15 protein-coding genes are annotated in these 17,403 nt (G+C 60.0%); 3 read left to right on the plus strand and 12 right to left on the minus strand.

Annotated features, from left to right (window positions below):
• Nucleotides 1–3 precede the first annotated feature (3 nt).
• From rpsO to ACSSV3_RS04620, 3 genes are all read left to right on the plus strand, one after another.
• Nucleotides 4–273 (plus strand): 30S ribosomal protein S15, encoded by a 270-nt coding sequence (gene rpsO, locus ACSSV3_RS04610; RefSeq protein ID WP_354322510.1) that lies wholly within the window; start codon nt 4–6, stop codon nt 271–273.
• Between the two features lie 172 nt (nt 274–445).
• Nucleotides 446–2,743, plus strand: coding sequence for a polyribonucleotide nucleotidyltransferase (gene pnp / locus ACSSV3_RS04615; RefSeq protein WP_354322511.1), 2,298 nt, complete (start codon nt 446–448; stop codon nt 2,741–2,743).
• A gap of 77 nt (nt 2,744–2,820) precedes the next feature.
• Nucleotides 2,821–3,498 (plus strand): spermidine synthase, encoded by a 678-nt coding sequence (locus ACSSV3_RS04620; RefSeq protein WP_354322513.1) that lies wholly within the window; start codon nt 2,821–2,823, stop codon nt 3,496–3,498.
• Nucleotides 3,499–3,607: 109 nt separating this feature from the next.
• Here ACSSV3_RS04620 and ACSSV3_RS04625 read toward each other — a convergent pair whose 3' ends face one another.
• The 12 genes from ACSSV3_RS04625 to ACSSV3_RS04680 all read right to left on the minus strand — a co-directional run bounded on the left by ACSSV3_RS04625 (nt 3,608) and on the right by ACSSV3_RS04680 (nt 17,261).
• Nucleotides 3,608–5,020 (minus strand): peptide MFS transporter, encoded by a 1,413-nt coding sequence (locus ACSSV3_RS04625; protein WP_354322514.1) that lies wholly within the window; start codon nt 5,018–5,020, stop codon nt 3,608–3,610.
• Between the two features lie 5 nt (nt 5,021–5,025).
• The gene (locus ACSSV3_RS04630; RefSeq protein ID WP_354322516.1) at nt 5,026–6,390 is read right to left on the minus strand and encodes an APC family permease; all 1,365 of its coding nucleotides are present in this window, start codon (nt 6,388–6,390) and stop codon (nt 5,026–5,028) included.
• 49 nt (nt 6,391–6,439) lie between these two features.
• Nucleotides 6,440–7,672, minus strand: coding sequence for a DUF418 domain-containing protein (locus tag ACSSV3_RS04635; protein ID WP_354322518.1), 1,233 nt, complete (start codon nt 7,670–7,672; stop codon nt 6,440–6,442).
• A gap of 198 nt (nt 7,673–7,870) precedes the next feature.
• Nucleotides 7,871–8,326, minus strand: a complete 456-nt coding sequence (locus tag ACSSV3_RS04640; RefSeq protein WP_354322520.1) for a hypothetical protein — start codon at nt 8,324–8,326, stop codon at nt 7,871–7,873.
• A gap of 59 nt (nt 8,327–8,385) precedes the next feature.
• Entirely contained in the window at nt 8,386–9,774 is a 1,389-nt protein-coding gene (locus ACSSV3_RS04645) for an MFS transporter (protein ID WP_454184756.1), read from the minus strand.
• 407 nt (nt 9,775–10,181) lie between these two features.
• A complete protein-coding gene (locus ACSSV3_RS04650) occupies nt 10,182–10,352 on the minus strand; it encodes a hypothetical protein (RefSeq protein ID WP_354322524.1) in 171 nt (56 codons plus the stop codon).
• A 46-nt stretch (nt 10,353–10,398) separates the two neighbouring features.
• Entirely contained in the window at nt 10,399–11,682 is a 1,284-nt protein-coding gene (locus tag ACSSV3_RS04655) for a TRAP transporter large permease (RefSeq protein WP_354322526.1), read from the minus strand.
• Nucleotides 11,682–12,155, minus strand: coding sequence for a TRAP transporter small permease (locus tag ACSSV3_RS04660; protein WP_354322528.1), 474 nt, complete (start codon nt 12,153–12,155; stop codon nt 11,682–11,684). The genes ACSSV3_RS04655 and ACSSV3_RS04660 overlap by 1 nt, the downstream gene beginning before the upstream one ends.
• Entirely contained in the window at nt 12,152–13,090 is a 939-nt protein-coding gene (locus tag ACSSV3_RS04665; protein ID WP_354322530.1) for a TRAP transporter substrate-binding protein, read from the minus strand. Before ACSSV3_RS04665 ends, ACSSV3_RS04660 begins: the two co-directional genes overlap by 4 nt.
• A 118-nt stretch (nt 13,091–13,208) precedes the next feature.
• Nucleotides 13,209–13,424: a hypothetical protein gene (locus tag ACSSV3_RS04670; protein WP_354322532.1), complete on the minus strand. Its 216-nt coding sequence runs from the start codon at nt 13,422–13,424 to the stop codon at nt 13,209–13,211.
• Nucleotides 13,424–14,413 (minus strand): alpha/beta hydrolase, encoded by a 990-nt coding sequence (locus ACSSV3_RS04675; RefSeq protein ID WP_354322534.1) that lies wholly within the window; start codon nt 14,411–14,413, stop codon nt 13,424–13,426. Before ACSSV3_RS04675 ends, ACSSV3_RS04670 begins: the two co-directional genes overlap by 1 nt.
• 103 nt (nt 14,414–14,516) lie before the next feature.
• A complete protein-coding gene (locus ACSSV3_RS04680; RefSeq protein ID WP_354322536.1) occupies nt 14,517–17,261 on the minus strand; it encodes a TonB-dependent receptor in 2,745 nt (914 codons plus the stop codon).
• Between the last annotated feature and the right edge of the window lie 142 nt (nt 17,262–17,403).

Here is a 17,403-nt window from a genome sequence, read left to right on the forward strand (position 1 = left end):
ACTATGTCGGTAACCGCCGAAAAGAAGCAGGAAATCATTGCTGACAACGCCCGCGATCCCAAGGATACGGGCAGCCCCGAAGTTCAGGTTGCGATCCTCACGCAGCGCATCCGCAACCTCACCGAACACTTCAAGGGCCACCACAAAGACAACCATTCGCGTCGCGGCCTGTTGATGATGGTCAACAAGCGTCGCACGCTGCTGGCCTACCTCAAGAAAAAGGATGTGGAGCGCTATAATGCTCTGATCCAGAAACTGGGCCTGCGGAAATAAGAGTTTTGCGAAAAGGCGGCTCAACGGGCCGCCTTTTTTGCTTTTGGGGCAAGCAGACATCCGGTCTGCCCGCCTTGGGGCCAAAGCGCCCCACACCGGACCGGGACGGTCTTTTCCCCGGCACATGAGGCCCCGCACGCAATAGGGCGACCGCGGGACAGAAGGAAAATCAATGTTCGACACGAAAACCGTATCGCTGGAATGGGGCGGCAAAACCCTCACTCTGGAAACCGGGCACGTTGCCCGTCAGGCCGATGGCGCAGTGCTGGCCACCTATGGCGAAACCGTGGTGCTGTGCGCCGTGACCGCCGCCAAGAGCGTTCGGGAAGGGCAGGATTTCTTCCCGCTTACCGTCCATTATCAGGAAAAATTCTCAGCCGCCGGACGCATTCCGGGTGGCTTCTTCAAGCGTGAACGCGGCGCGACCGAAAAGGAAACGCTGGTTTCCCGCCTGATCGACCGTCCGCTTCGCCCGCTGTTTCCCGAAGGTTTCTACAACGAAATCAACGTGATTTGTCAGGTTCTTTCGTTTGATGGCGAAACTGATCCCGATATGGTCGCGATGGTCGCCGCTTCGGCTGCGCTAACGATTTCGGGCCTGCCGTTCATGGGCCCGATTGGTGGCTGCCGCGTGGGTTATATTGATGGCGAATATGTCCTCAATCCCAAGCAGGATCGCGCGCTCGCCGAAGGCCGGCTCGATCTGATCGTCGCTGCCACCGATAAGGCGGTGATGATGGTCGAATCCGAAGCCAAGGAACTGACCGAGGAAGAAATGCTCGGCGCGGTGATGTTTGCGCATGACGAATGCCGCAAGGTCATCGGCGCGATCGTCGATCTGGCTGAACAGGCGGCGAAGGAACCGTGGGTGATCGACACCTCGGATGACACCGCCGACATCAAGGCCAAGCTCAAGGATCTGGTGGGCGCGGATATCGCCGCAGCTTACAAGATCACTGACAAATCGGTTCGTTCCAACCTTATCAACGAAGCACGCGCCAAGGCCAAGGCTGCGTTCGCCGATGAAGGCGGGCAGACCCAGAACGTCGCCAGCAAGGTGATGAAGAAGCTCGAAGCCGAAATCGTGCGCGGGGCGATCCTCAAGGATGGCCAGCGGATCGACGGACGCAAGCTTGATCAGGTGCGCCCGATCGAAGCGATCGTTGGCTTCCTGCCGCGCACGCATGGTTCGTCGCTGTTCACCCGCGGTGAAACGCAGGCGATCTGCACCACCACGCTGGGCACCAAGGATGCCGAGCAGATGATCGACGGGCTCGAAGGCCTCAGCTATACCAGCTTCATGCTTCACTATAACTTCCCGCCCTATTCGGTCGGCGAAGTGGGCCGGTTCGGTGGTTCAAACCGCCGCGAAATCGGGCACGGCAAGCTGGCGTGGCGCGCGCTCAACCCGATCCTGCCGTCAAAGGAAGACTTCCCCTATACCATCCGCGTGTTGTCGGACATCACCGAGTCCAATGGCTCGTCCTCGATGGCGACGGTGTGCGGCGGGTGTCTGTCGATGATGGATGCCGGCGTGCCGGTGAAGGCGCCGGTTTCGGGCATCGCGATGGGCCTGATCCTGGAAGGTGATGAATTCGCCGTCCTGTCCGACATTCTGGGTGATGAAGATCACCTGGGCGACATGGACTTCAAGGTTGCGGGCACCGAAAACGGTATCACCACCATGCAGATGGACATCAAGATTGCCGGCATCACGCAGGAAATCATGGCCAAGGCATTGGAACAGGCTAAGGCTGGCCGTGCGCACATCCTGAGCGAAATGACCAAGGCGCTGGGCTCTGCCCGCACCGAAGTTTCCAAGCACGCGCCGCGCATCGAAACGATCCAGATCGACAAGTCGAAGATCCGCGACATCATCGGCACCGGCGGCAAGGTGATCCGCGAAATCGTGGCTGAAACCGGCGCCAAGGTCGACATCGACGATGAAGGCGTGATCAAGATCTCATCGAGCAACGTCGATGAAATCGAAGCCGCCAAGAAGTGGATCCTCGGCATTGTCGAGGAAGCCGAAGTCGGCAAGGTCTATAACGGCAAGGTCGTGAACATAGTCGATTTCGGCGCATTCGTGAACTTCATGGGCGGCAAGGACGGACTCGTCCACGTTTCGGAAATGCGCAACGAGCGGGTTGAAAAGCCCACCGATGTCGTTTCCGAAGGCATGGACGTGAAGGTCAAGGTGCTCGAAATCGACCAGCGCGGCAAGGTGCGCCTGTCGATGCGGGTGGTCGATCAGGAAACCGGCGCAGAGCTTGAAGACACCCGCCCGCCGCGCGAACCGCGTGAGCCGCGTGAAGGCGGCCGGGGCGGTGATCGGGGTAACGACCGGCGCGGGCCCAGAGGTGATCGCGGCGGTGATCGGGGTGGCCGTGGTCGCAGCGGCGGCGGTGATCGCGGTGGCCGTGATCAGGACAGCGGACCGGCCGGTCTGCCCGACTTCCTCAAGGACTGATCGTCTTATTTGAGGGTAACAATTGGGGCCGCCCGGAGCGATCCGGGCGGCCTTTTTGTTGAAAGGGATATCTGAGGATGCTCAAACGCGAACACCTCGCCAGCGCACAGATTGCCGATGGCGAATTGCTCGATCTCTATACCCACGCTGGCCACTTCATGATCGTGATGGGGCGTAATGAGTTGATGAGCTCGCGGATGCGCTTTTCCGAAGAACAGCTCGCCGAACTCACCATCGACCGGCTCGGCAAAGCCAATGCGCGCATCCTGATCGGCGGTTATGGCATGGGCTTCACCTACCGAGCCGCGCGCGCGCGGCTGGGTGACAAGGCACAGATCATAATCGCTGAAATCGCCGAGGCGATCATCGATTGGGCCAAGGGTCCGATGGTCGAGTTGACCGGAGACAGCCTGTCAGACCCGCGCCTCGATCTCAGGATTTGCGATGTCGCGGCGCTGATCGATGATGCCAATGATGGCACCTCGGCCAAGTTTGATGCGATCCTGCTCGATGTCGATAACGGCCCCGATGGGCTGGTGCGCGAGGCGAATAACCGGCTCTATTCGCGCACGGGTCTTGCCAAGGCGCGCGATGCGCTTGCACCCGGCGGTATTCTGGCCGTGTGGTCAGCTGCGCCCGACCCCGCATTCCGCAAGCGGTTGTACGACACCGGCCTCACCGTGATCGAGTGGAACGTGCGTTCGCGCCCCAACAACAAGGGCGCGCATCACGTGATCTGGTTTGCACAAAAATGATCGCGCACTGTGAGAAGCTGGATCGGGAATTTGCGCGTGATGGCGTCGATCACACCCGCTACATGCTGCGGCGCAGTAACGCTGATAAATATAGTAATTGCATGATTAGTCAGAGAGCTTTTAATGGGCCAATGCGTTGCCCTGCGAAGGGCTGCTCTGCCGCGCCTTTGTGCAGCCCCCGCACCAGCATCGGGCCGAAGACATAGAAGGCCGCGCTGCCTGCAAAGCACACGCCTGCATTCAATGACCAGAACAGCGCAGGCGACATGGTTTCGTAGAAAGTGGCGATGTAGCCGCTGATTACGTTGCCGAAAAAGGCGACCAGATAGGCGGCAGCCATCATGCGTGCGGCAATCTTGGCCGGTGAATAGCGCGATACCAGTGCGAGCCAGGTCGCCCAGAACCAGGCAAAACCAATCCCGGTGAATGCAAAGGCCAGGACGGGGAAAGCGATACTGACCTTGCCACTTTCCGCCATCGCTGCGCCGACAGCGATGATTGCGACCCCGATGGTGGTCAATGCCCCGCCAATCGCGATCTTTGTGCTTTCAGAACTGCTACGCCCGTGGTTCGCCTGCCATTGCCATAATGCAATCACGCCGGCCGTAGCCGCGACGATCGCGACGGAATCTATCGATACGAACCAGGCGACCGGCAAGCGCCCCAGCGCAGTGTCCAGATCAACCGCCTGATCGATCCAGACCATGCCCATATTGTACATCTGATCGTAGCCCAGTCCCAGCACAACCATCATCGACAGCATCGCCATGATCGCTGCGATGCTGCGCCATTCCTGCATCGTCAGCGCACCTTCCTGCGACCGGTCGCGCCGGACAGGCGGTTCCTCCGGAAAATAGCGCAGGCCCTTCAGGTATACGCCCAGCGCTACCAGCATCAGCAGGCCTGCCACACCAAATCCATAATGCCAACCATAGGCCTGCGCCAGCAAGCCGCACGCCAATGGGCCAAATATCGCGCCGATATTGATGGCCATGCTGAAGGCGGCAAAGGCGGTAGTCCTGCGCGCATCCTGTGTCGCGTAAAGTTGACCGACCTGTGCTGCGATATTGCCCTTGAGTGCGCCCGAACCCAGGATCAGCAGCAACAGCGCCAACAGGAAACTCTGGTCGAACACCATCGCCGCGTGTCCGGCGGTCATAAGCACGACACCGATGACCACGGTTTTTTTCGAGCCAAGCCAGCGATCCGCCACCCACCCGCCGATCAGCGGGGTGAAATAGACCAGTCCGGCATAAAAGCCGAAGGTCTGCCCGGCCAAGGCCTGCGCCGAAAGCGGCCCCAGCATTGCCTCAATCGCGCTGCGATAGGCCGCCATCCCTGCCACATTCTCGATCTGCCCTGGCACGAACAGCGACTGCACCATGTACAGCACCAGCAGCGACTGCATCCCGTAGAACGAAAACCGCTCCCACGCCTCGGTAAACGCCAGATAGGCTAGCCCGCGCGGATGGCCGAGGAAGGTGGCGTCAGTGCCTTGCGATCTGATTGAAAGGGATGCCATGTTCGTTAATTCCCGGCCTTTCGGTGGCGGTGCAGCAGGATGCCGACCGGAATGCAGGTGGCGATCAGCGCGGCCATATAGGCCCCGCTTACCGGATCGGCTGCGATGAAAGCGATCAGCAATGATCCGTCGATCAGCAGCAATAATGCTGGCAGGAATGGATAGCCGATGGCGCGGAACGGTCGCGGCAGATCCGGCTGCTTCCAGCGCAGGCCGAACAAGGATGCGTCGTAAAGAATGAAGGAGAAGATGATCAGCGCGCCCATCAGCCGGAATACAAATTCAAACCCGCCGGAGAAGATCAGCAGCACCGACAACGCCAAAGTCATCGCAAACGCAATATCAGGCGTGCCGCCCGCATTGACCCGCATTGTTGATCGTAGGAACAGGCCATCGCGCGCCATTCCGTATAATATGCGCGGGCCGCCCATTATGTTGGCATTCAGAGACGTTGACGCCATGACGATGGCCAGCACAGCCACTGCAATGGCACCGGCAGGGCCAAATATATTCGCCAGCACCAACGCAACGGGGAGATCGGACGTGCGGATCGCATCAAGGTCGAGCGCCTTCATGATGCCCAGATTGAACAGCACATAAACCGCGCTGATGGCGAGGATCGATAGCGCCAGCGCACGCGGAATATTGGTCAGCGCATTTTCGTCTTCTTCGACGAAATTGATCGCGCTGTCCCACCCGGCGTAGGCACCGTAGATCATCTGATAGGCGGCGATCACAGCGAAAGCGCCAAGGGCAGCTGTACCGCCTTGCGTCCCGACACTCGAGAAACCGGGCCGGGGCGGCTCGGCAAAAAACGCGATGGCGATCACGATGACGAGCAGCGCGAATTTGATGGCGCTGCCAGCGGTTTGCAGCGCCGCCCCTTCGCGCACGCCGAGCCAGTTGAAACCAAAGAGGATCACGATAAGACTTGTCGCGATACCAATACTGTGGACGGCCAACGGAGGGAAGATGACGGCCGAAAAGTCGGCGCAGACAATCGCGAGAGATGCGCCAGCGGCCACATAGGAAAGATAGCTCGCCCAGCCGGACAGCAGCCCCATTGAATCGCCAAACGCCGCACGAACCGGCACAAAAATACCCCCAGCCTTGGGGATGCTGGTAACAAGTTCGGACGCCACATTGGCTGCCAGCATCACATGGACACCGCCGAGCGCCCATAACAGGATGACAAGCCAGGCGAGCGGCACCTCGTCGATGACCGAGCCGCTGGTGCGCATCAGACCTGCGCCGATCACCGCACCCAGTCCGATCGCGGCTGCAAAGGCGAAACCCAATCGCTTTTGCAAGCCGCGCGGCTGGCTGGAAAGAAGGGCATCAGCCTTGGCTGCAGCTCTGCCCATTGTCATGCCGCCGCATCCATCAGGACAATGTCCCCGCGATACCCGGTGGGCGCGTTCATGCTTGCACGCCCGCTATGGCGGCGCGGCGCATCGGCGGTGGTTTGCCATAGGTCAGCGCGCGCCAGAGCCATTCCGCAGGGCCAAACGCGAAGGCCTTCATCCAGACGTGGCTGAACACGATCTGCGCGGCGAAAAAGGCGATGACGAGCGGCAGGAAGGTTGAAACACCCGCTTTCCCGGCAAGACCAAGGCCCGGCCCCACGCTGGTCAGGATCAGAATGATCGCGACGCTTTGCATAAGGTAATTGGTCAGCGCCATCTGGCCGACCGGGGCAAACGGTTTTACCAGCCATGCGAGCGAGCGTTTCTGGAACAGCAACACCAAAGCGCAGACATAACCTGCCGCGATCATCGGTGTGGCGACCGCGTGGATAGCACCGCGCGCCAGTTCAAACCACGGCGCATCGGCAGCATCGATGCTGAGCAGGTGCACCAGTTCCAATGCCAGCCCGCCCAGCAGCAGCGGCCACAACCACCGCCGGAACAGCGGCAGATTGGCAGGTGCGTTCTGGATCCACTCCTTACGCGCAACCCATGCGCCCATCAGAAACCGTCCCAGCGCATAGGCAATCCACGCCATCAGGGCGCCGGTCATCAGCCACTCGTAATAGAGCATCTCGCGCATCGCCGCAGTGAAGGCGAAAAGATCGCCCGATTGCGCCGCCGCCTGACGCGCGAGCACCGCCGATTCTGCTGTCCAAATGGCATCGAAAGGCCCAGAAATGCCGCTCGCTGCAAATATCCAGGCAATCAGCGGCTTACCAAACAACAGCAGTGCCGCGCCTAGCCAAAACAAGGTGCGATCAGGCAGCTTGCGGCAGAAAAACAGGATGACGGCTGCGATGGCGTAAACATGCAGGATGTCCCACGCGAACAAGAACATTACATGCGCCAGACCGATCATCAGCAGGATCGCGATACGGCGCAGATAGATTGGCGCGAACGCCGCACCGCGTGCTTCCAGCCGCTGCATCTGGATTGCAAACCCCAGCCCGAACAGGAACGCGAACAGCGTGTTGGCCTTGTCATAAACCAACAGCTTCACACAGAATGACATTGCATCATTCAGACCGGCTGATGGCAATGCCGCCAATTGCTGGGCGGTGATCAGAACATCTTCGCCGCCCAGTTCGTAAATGTTGACCAGCATCACTCCGAACAACGCAAAGCCGCGCAGCACATCCATGATGAGGTAGCGGTCGTCCTTTGCCGTCGGCGCGAGTGCCATCGTTTTTTCCTTTGGGTTTTGGAGTGATGAAGCCCCGGGGAATCGCCATTCGACCATTGCGTGCGGCGTTGCGGTCGAAAAAACAGCCCGGCGGATGACATTCGCAGTTCCACCCGCCGGGCCGTTGCCTGATCATAATCGCCCGCACGCTTCAGAATTACGGGCGCAGCGCACACTACGGTCAGGGTTTTCGCAGTTCTAGCGCTTGGTCCACTCCTGCAGCATCATCGAGCCGCGAACGGTGCGGAATTCGGCGCGATTGCCGTTTTCCGCTTCCAGCTGCGCGTCAGACTTTTTTGCCCAGGCGCGGTAGGCCGCGCCGCGCCGTTCACCTTCAGCGGCATCGGGAACGGAGGGGTAAGTGACCACCAGATACAGATCAGGCTCACCATCGCGCCTGTTCACATTCGCATAAATCCTGTAATCCGTGATCCAGCCTTGCGACTTGGCAAATTCCTGATTTTTCACCCATTGGTCAGCCAGATAGGTGGCATAGGCCAGGCCGCCGCCATCCTTGACGGTGATGCCGGTAATGTCCGAATATTGCCCACCAACCAGCGGGAATTCTTGCGCCGCAGCGGCGGTTGGCAGCGCCATCGGCGCAGCGATCAGGGCGACACTGGCCGCCATCATCATGGTTTTGATCAATTTCATTGCTTCTCTCCTGTTTGGTGCCCTCGGGACTGAGGGCGGCTCGTAAAAACTTGCTGCGATTATGAGATTGCGCTGCCTGCCGGGACGCCGGGCAGTGGTGCGGGATCGGTCATGATGCGGGCGCTGGCAGGATTTCGGATCGTCTCCAGCCGTCCATATCCGGCGATCAGACACAGGCCGACACCCATGGCGACAGAGCCAGCCGCGACCAGAAAAGCAGCGTCATAGCCGTAGCTGTCGACAATCTGGCCATGACCGCCCGAGCCAAGCGAGCGCACGAAGTTGGGAATGGCCATGAACAGCGCATACTGGCTGGCGGCGACCACCGGATTGGTCAGGTTCATCGACCAGGCAATGTTGAGGACGAAGACACCTGCAAAACCACCCCAGAACATAGTGATGTAGGTCTGCATGGCCAGGGTTCCGAATGTCCCTGCCGGGGCAAGATAGGCTGCGAGGTTGGGCAGCAGCATCAAGCCTGCGAAAAATACCATCAGGATGCGGTTGTCGAACCGGCTGCACAGGGGGCCGATCGCCACCATCACGAGCAGCGTGGTGGCCATCGCGCTGATGCTGCTGTAATTGGTGAATGCTTCGCTGCTCCAGCCCAATTCGGATACGCTGAAAACTGGGGAGACCACGTCGACCATACCCACGCTTGACGTGATGAACCCAACGCCAGCCATAAACAGCGCGGTGCGCCATTGTGCCAGCCCGCGCAGCACTTTCCCCAGAATGGGCAGGAACTTGGTGTGCGCGCTCGCCAGACATTCCGCCGATGCCAAACCAGCAGTCCACGGCAGAAACTTCTCGCCGGGCCGTTCGCGCAGCAAGGTGACGGTGATGGTCAACACCACAATCACCGCCGCAGCCATAGCGGCGGCCAGCTCCACGCCGCCCGCGACAAGAGCCGCGCCCGCCATGATCGCGGAACCGGAAATGCCAATGATCTGCCCACCCGCCATGGCTCCGTTAACCTTCTCGCGCTCATCTTCGGGCAAGATGTCGACCGCCATCCCGTCGACCGCGACATCGTTCACCGCGGCGCACAGGTTGAAGGCGAAGGCCAGACCGGCAAGCAGGGCGATCTCGTCAGGGCCGGGCGCAAGAGAGGCTGTGACAATCAATGCGGCAATCATCATCACTTGCGAACCGATGATCCACGCCCGCCTGCGTCCCATCGGGCTGTAGCAAAAGCGGTCCATCACCAGCCCGTTCACCAGCTTAAAGGACCACGGCAGCATCGCGGTGCCGATGAAGAACCCGACTTGTCCGGCGCTCGCGCCATTGGCGGCGAGCCATGCCGGGATCGCCGTCATTACCAATCCCATGGGCACGCCCTGCGAGATATACATGAGAAAGAAGCCCACCAGCCGCAGGCGGCGGCTTTCGGATAGCGCAGGCAGCGCAGACAGCGCGCCCATCACCACGCGCCGTCCCGCCCACATCCGTCCTGAACCGCGTTTGGCGGTGACACCATCCGTTTCAGAAATCGAACTTCGCCGCCTATGCAATCGGAATGGGATGAAGGTGGTATGCCAGCATCGACTTGATCAGGCAGCGGGCCCACAGCTTCGAACTGGGCGGCCGTTTGCTGTTCGTTTGCAGCATCCGCAGTTGTCAACGCGGTAGCAATGGCCGCTGCGGCTACCAGCCAAAATCCAGCGCTGACGCGTGATGATCCCGGCTTCAACGAAGTAATCATGGACGCCCCCCAGCTACACACACAGCTTCCCCGCAGGCGGCAACGCGGTTTCCCGGGCCGGTCCAAGGATCTGAGCTGTTTGCGATTTCCCCGCGCCGTTAATGCGCCAAAGCGGGATTCGGCGTCAACGCCGCTACCGTCAATAAAACGTCAATAATCGCCTATCTGGCGCTGGCAGGGGCCGGGATCAGGTCTGGGATCAGGGTCAGGCCAGCCATCTTTGTGCCAACCGATGCGTTCGGCAAAGCTCAGAAAATCGGACTGGGTGCGAGTCTGCCTGACCGGTTCGATGTCGGCCCACAGCGCCATCAGGCCGACCATGGCGCGGGCGCATCACTTGCGACCGCCTCGGGCGCGCGGATAAGCTTTATCCGGCAAACCGCGCTGGAAGCCACAGAGACAGCGCGGGAACATAGGTTATCAGCAACAGCGCCGCAATTAGTGTAAGGTAGAATGGCAAGATGGTGCGAACCAGCGTCGTCACCGGGATATTGCCCACCGCAGAACCGACAAACAGCACTGAACCGACTGGCGGCGTCACCAGTCCGATGCCGAGATTGATCATCATGATGATCCCGAAATGCACTGGGTTCACCCCGACATCCATTGCCACCGGCAGGAAAATCGGCGTGGTGATCACGATCAGCGGTGCCATGTCCATAAAGGTGCCGAGCAGCAGCAGAAGCACATTGATGATCAGCAGGGTCAGCAACGGATTGTCGGTCATGAACCCGATCATCTGGCCCAGAGCTTGCGGCACTTCCAACAGCGCCATGGCAAAACCGAACGCGGTGGCGGCTGCGATGATGAACAGCACCATTGCTGCCGTCCGCACTGATTTGCCCGCAGCTTCCCAGAAACTGTTCCAGCCCAGACTGCGATAGACCAGCACGCCGACCAGCACGGTATAGAGCACCGCCACGGCGGAACTTTCTGTCGGTGTGAAAATACCGCTCAGGATTCCGCCCATGATGATGATTGCGGTCATCAAACCGGGCACCGCGAAAACCAGTGCGCGGGCAAATGCGCGCCAACCGGGAAAGTTGCCGTGCGGCAGATTGCGGCGGCGCGCCACCAGCCAGGTCGTGCCCATTAGCATGATCCCGGTCAGCAAGCCGGGGATCACCCCAGCCAGAAACAGATCGCCGATCGACACGCCAAGGCCCGAAGCCGCCGAATAGATGATCATGTTATGCGAAGGCGGAATCAACAGCCCGACAATTGCCGCTGTCACCGTGACATTGACTGCGAAATCGGGCGGATAGCCTTTTTCCTTCATCAACGGCACCATCGTCGATCCGATAGCCGATGCGCTGGCAATGGCCGATCCCGATACCGCGCCGAACATCATCGAAGCGCCGACATCGACCAGCCCCAGCCCGCCGCGCACCCGGCCCATCGCCGCATCCGCGACGCGTACCAACCGTTCGGCAATCCCGGCGCGGTACATGAGGTCTCCGGCAAAGATGAAGAACGGGATCGCCATCAGAGTGAATACGCTGATGCCCGCCGCCACTCGTTGCACCGCGACCAGTGGGGGTATCCCCATCACCGCAAAACAGGCCAGCGCCGCGCCCAGCAGCGCATAGGCGACCGGCACACCCAGGATCAGCAGCGCGAACAGCGCGCCGAACAGAACCACCACTTCCATCAGTTGTCGTCCCTTGCGCCGCGCGGTTTTCCGTCAAGGATCTGCGGTACTGAAAACAGCGCCATCAACAGTCCGGCCACCGGCATGGGGGCATAGGCAACAGCGCGGCTGATCCCCAGCGACGGCACAACATTGCCGCGCACCAACCAGACCAACTGCGCGCCATAAACCAACAGCACCAACCCCAGCCCCAAGACGATCAGCGCAGTAATCCGCCGGACGGGCTCAGCGCGTGCGCCCAACCGTTCTTCCAACAGCGCGATACGGATGTGGAAACCTTCATGCACACCTGCCGCCGCAGCGAACATCACGTACCAGATCATCAGGATCAGGGCCGCCTGTTCGGTCCAGGATGGGCTGGCATCAAGCACATAGCGCCCGAACACCTGCCACACCACGATCGCTGCCATCGTCACAAGACCCAGTGCGGCAAGACTGGCCAGCCAATCGGACATTCGTGTCATCCAGTTCATGGCGCGCGCATTTCCAATATCCGTTGAACCACTGATTTTTGTGCAGGCGTGGTGGTGAAACGATCCCAGACCGGGCGCATCAGTGCGGCGAATGGCGCCCTGTCCACATCATTCACCTGAACTTGCGACCCCGCCAGCGTTGCACGCGCATCGGCCACCCGCGCATCCCATAATTTCCGCATTTCAGGCACTGAACGCCGAGCGGCCTCGCGTACCAGTTCCTGGTCGCTGCCCGACAGGCGATCATAGCTGGCCTTGCTCATCACCAGAGCTTCAGGCGTAAGCAGGTGATCGGTGATGCTGAAGAAAGTCGCAACTTCGTAATGGCGGGCACTTATGAACGACGGCAAGTTGTTCTCAGCTCCGTCAATAACCCCCTGCGCGAGCGATTGATATGTCTCCCCAAACGGGATGGGGACGGCATTGGCTCCCAGCGCATTGATCATCGCCACGGCAAGATCGGACCCCGGCACGCGCAGTTTTAAGCCAGACATGTCAGCCGGGCTGCGGATCGCACGTTTTGTGTTGTAAAAGCTGCGCGATCCGGAATCGTAGATGCACAGCCCGACCAACCCATGCGGTTCCAGCGAAGCCAGCACTTCATCGCCAACCTTGCTGTCAACCACGCGGCGCATATGATCAATCGTATCGAAGACGAACGGAAGCGAGAATGGCAGCGTCATCGGTTCGACCGAATTCAGCGCCGCGAAATAGACACGATTGATATCAATCCCGCCGAAGCTGGTAAGTTCCAGCGTGTCGGTCTCGCTGCCCAGTTGACCACCGGCAAACATCTTCACACCCAGTCGCCCTCCGGTCCGTTCGGCCAGAAACTGCCCCATGAATTCAACCGCGCGCACTGTGGGATAATCGGCCGGGTGGGCATCGGCCGCTGTGAACATCCCGCCAAGTCGCGGCGCACATCCCGCCAGCATTGCGCCCGCGGATAGCAATAGTCCGCCGCCAAGAACGCCGCGCCGCGTGTGCCGACCTGCACCCACCCGTGGGTCTGCTAATGTCTGCCCAGCTAGTGTCCTCGAAGCCATTTCCATCTCAATCGTCCAGCGCGGTGAAGCGGAAATTGCGAAACCGGGAGTGCCTCGGCCTCGCCGCGAAAAGTCCCGGGCGCAGCATCAGGAATTCGCCGTGTACATTATGGTGATAGGCCGAAACTTCCATCCCCTGATCGAACCACAAGCGGGATTTTCCGCCATCACAGCCGGTGGTTCGCATGAGTGCGGGAATCAGGGTGCGGCTTTCGGTCTGCATCAGCCCAGACCAGCGCCCCGCGCCCATTCCCGCCACAGATCGGGCCATGCTGCAACCGGCTTGCCCACCGCTTGGCGCAGACCAAAGCCGTGACCGCCATGTTCGAACAGGTGCATTTCGACCCTGACTCCCTGATCGCGCAAAGCTGCACGCATCAAGAGGCTGTTTTCAACCGGAACCACATCGTCATCGTCGGCATGGAGGAGGAAGACGGGCGGCGAGTCCTTCGGCACGTTGCGATCGGGGGAATGTATGATCTCCAGCGCGGGCGCGGGGTTCGCGCCGAGCAAGCGTTCACGCGACCCGGCGTGGGCGGTGGGTAGTCGCATTGAGACAACCGGATAAATTGGCGCGGCGCATACCGGCTTGGCGCTGAGACTGTCGGCGCTGTCAACTGCAGCATAGGTTCGCGTGGCAAAGCGCGTGCAGAGGTCAGCGCACAAATGGCCCCCTGCGGAAAAACCCATCGCCGCCACCCGTTCGGGGTCTATGGCAAAATCGGCATGGCGATGGCGGATCAATCGCATGGCCCGCTGCGCGTCGGACAGGCATACATTCGGCCCCGCAGACCAGCCGTCAGTGGGCAGCCGATAGAACAGCACGAACGCCGTGAAGCCACGCGCTGCCAGCCAGCGCGCCATTTCATAGCCTTCTTTGTCGACCACAACATGGCGGTAGCCCCCGCCAGGGATCAGCAGCACCGCTGCACCGTTGGGTCGATCGGGGCGGAACACTGCCATCCGGGGAACCGCAATGCCCATCACCGCGCGATCTGTGACCAGTGGATTGATCGAACGTTCGGTTGTCACTTCGGTCGGCAAAAGCGCCGGTGCCCCCGGCGCGCCAGACGGCCACAGATCAACCGTTTCGCGGGGCTGCGGCAGGCCCGGCGGCGGCTGACCGACTGCCGTCGGTGGGGCGGTCTGAGCGGCCGCGCCGCTGGCCCATAGCGCGATCGTACCGCCAAGAAATATCCGTCGGTCGATCATCCGTGCCGCCTTTCGGTCAAAACCACCCTGCCGACCGGTCTGATCGTGCGGCGATTCCTCAATATAAGGCGCTGCACGACCGGACTGGCGGGCAGACCTGGCATTACAGCGTGAAGCGTGCCCCGAACAAAATGGTTCGCCCGGTGTGGTTATGCGTAACCGGACGCTGGCCGACGCTATCGACAAATTGCGTGCGGATTTCGTCGGTGAGGTTAATCCCCTCCAGCGTGAGCTTGATCTGCTTGGTCAAGGCATAGCTCATCGACGCATCGATATTCAGCGTTGCATTTGTGCCCTCGATGTCATTACCGTTCTGCCCGGGAACCCGTGTCAGGAAGCTGCTGCGATAAGCGCCGGAAACGCGCGCGCTGAATTTCTCGTCCTCATAATACAGCGTCGAATTGAACCCGGTCTTGGACAGACCGGTAAGCTGGTTGAGGTTGGGATTGGCCAGCGTCCCGAAATTCACTTTGGAATCCAGCAACGTCAGGTTGCCGATGAAGCCGAAATTACGCAGCACCCCGGGTAAGAAGGTGAAGGGCTGCTGGTACTGGATTTCCACCCCCTTCAGATTGCCGCCTTGCCCATTGATGTTGCGTGTAACGGTGAAGATATTGTCGGGCGATGACGGCGTGCCGTCCAACAGGCTGTCGGGCAGGCCAAGATCCCTGAACGGCACCGATGCCGTCTCGCGTGTCACAAAAGTCCTGATATCCTTGTAGAAAAATGCTGCCGACAGCAAGGCTTCGGGCGCAAAATACCATTCCACCCCGACATCGATTGAATTGGCCCGGAACGGATCAAGCTGCGGATTGCCAAAGGACAAGGTCTCGCTGAACGCGCTGAAGGTGCCGCCGGGGGTCAGGCTGGTCAGCGTGGGCCGCGCCATCTGCCGCGCCACATTGGCGCGCAGCAGCAGCTTGTCGCTGGGTTCCAGCACCGCAGACAGCGATGGCAGCCAGTCGTTGTAGCTGTTGTCGACTGAGACCGTAGTGCCGCTCAGGATACCGGTTGCGGTGACTTCAGTGCGGACATAGCGCAGCCCGCCCAGCAAGCGAAGTCGCATCGCCCCCAATTGCGTATCGATCGCGCCCTGCAAGAAGGCGGCATAGTCATCTTCCACCACATCGTTGACAGCGCCGTTCTGTAGCACGAGCGGGAAATTGCCTGTGAACAGGCCGATCTGGCTGGCAATGCTATCAATATCGGGGGTCACGAACACCCGGTCGATCCCGTCGGGCGCGCCAAAACCATTTCCTAAAGTGGCGAGCGTGGACGTGGCGTCGGTCAGCTGAAACGGCTGAACCACGGTGGCACCGGAAAGCACCGTGTCGCGCCGCGATTCCGTCGAAGAAAATTCGAACTTCTTGTAAGACCCGCCCGCCTGGACGCTCAAGATATCGCTGGCTTGCCAGTCAGCCTCCATCGACAAGGTCGAAAACTGGTTCAGCGTCGATTGCGGACGGTCGCGCACTTCATTGACCAGGAAATTGGCCGGATTTGTGGGATCAATTCCAAAATTGATGAAGGGCACATTGCGGTTCTCAGTGAAATCAAGCCCGAAGCCATCCACATTCAAAGCATCAGCAATGATCGTGGTCTGCTGTTTGACCTTGAAATCGGATTCCGACAGGCCGCCCAGCACACGCACATTGAGGCGATCCGAAAACTCATGCGTAAGTTCCAGTGTCCCCTGCGTGAAATCGGTTTTCAGATCATCCAACCGGTTTTCGATGCGGACATCGACATTGTTGAATGTGCCGCTGACGATGTTACTCGTGGCGGGGTCAACCGTCAGACTGACGATCTCGGTCTCGCGGATACCGGTCGCATTGTTGCGGCTGAAGGAAATGGCTTCCACAAATTGTTCGCGCCTGGTGCCCTTGAACTGGGAGTAGAGCAGGTCGAGCGAAATCAGAGTGCGGTCTGACGGACGAAACTGCAGCGCACCGGTAATGCCCAGCCGTTCCTGATCAGACGTTAGCACGCCATAGCGCGGAATGCGCGGGAAGAAGGTTGTGGCAGCATCGGGAAAAGCTGCCTCGTTCGCAAAGGCATTGCGCTGCGTGAAGGATTGCGCGCCCCCGGCTGCGGGCGGGGCATTGCCGGCAAACCGCACCGAGGAAAAACCTTCCTCGATAATGTCCCGTTGACTGAACGCGACCGACACCAACGCCCCGAACGTTTCGTCCTCATTGGACCAGCCAAGCAGACCGGCAAGGCGAGGGTTCAGCTGCTCGGATGCATCATTATACAGCCCCTGCGCCGACAGGGCGGCGGTAACTCCGGCACCAAAGTCCAGCGGCCGTCCGGTCGAAAGGTCGACCACTGCGCCCAATGAGCCTTCTTCGGTCGACGGCATCGGCGATTTGCTTACCTTGATGCTGCGGAACAGTTCAGAGGCAAAGGTATTGAAATCGAATCCGCGCCCGCGATTGGTGCCTCCTGATGAATCAGTCGAACCCGTGGTCGAAAGCGTCTCCATTCCATTGATCCGCACGCGGGTGAAATCAGCATTAAGACCGCGCACCGTGATCGTCCGGCCTTCGCCATTGTCGCGGTCAATCGAGACGCCGGGGATGCGTTGAATGGATTCGGCAAGGTTGAGATCAGGGAAGTCGGCAATATCCTCGGCTAGAATGACATCAACCGCATTCACCGCTTCGCGTTTTTGCCCAAGCGCCGCGTTCAGGCTGTTGCGAAACCCAGTAACAATGATGTCCGGCGCATTCTCGTCCGCACTTACCGAAGCTTCAGCCGTCTGGCCTAGCGCCGCAGTCGGCAGAAACAGCGCGCTGCCGACCAGCAGAGCAGACTTGAAACCAAAGTTACCGAAAATGTGTGACACGCCGCCTTCTCCCTCTGTTTGAAGAAGTGACACCGGTTTCCGTTCGCGACACAAAGTCCCGATCCTGTCCCTGCATCTCTCTTCTTCCCGATTTTGGTAACCGGTGTCATTATGAATTGCCATGCCCTGTCGTTTCTGTCAA

It is taken from the genome of Porphyrobacter sp. MBR-49 (assembly GCF_053628655.1).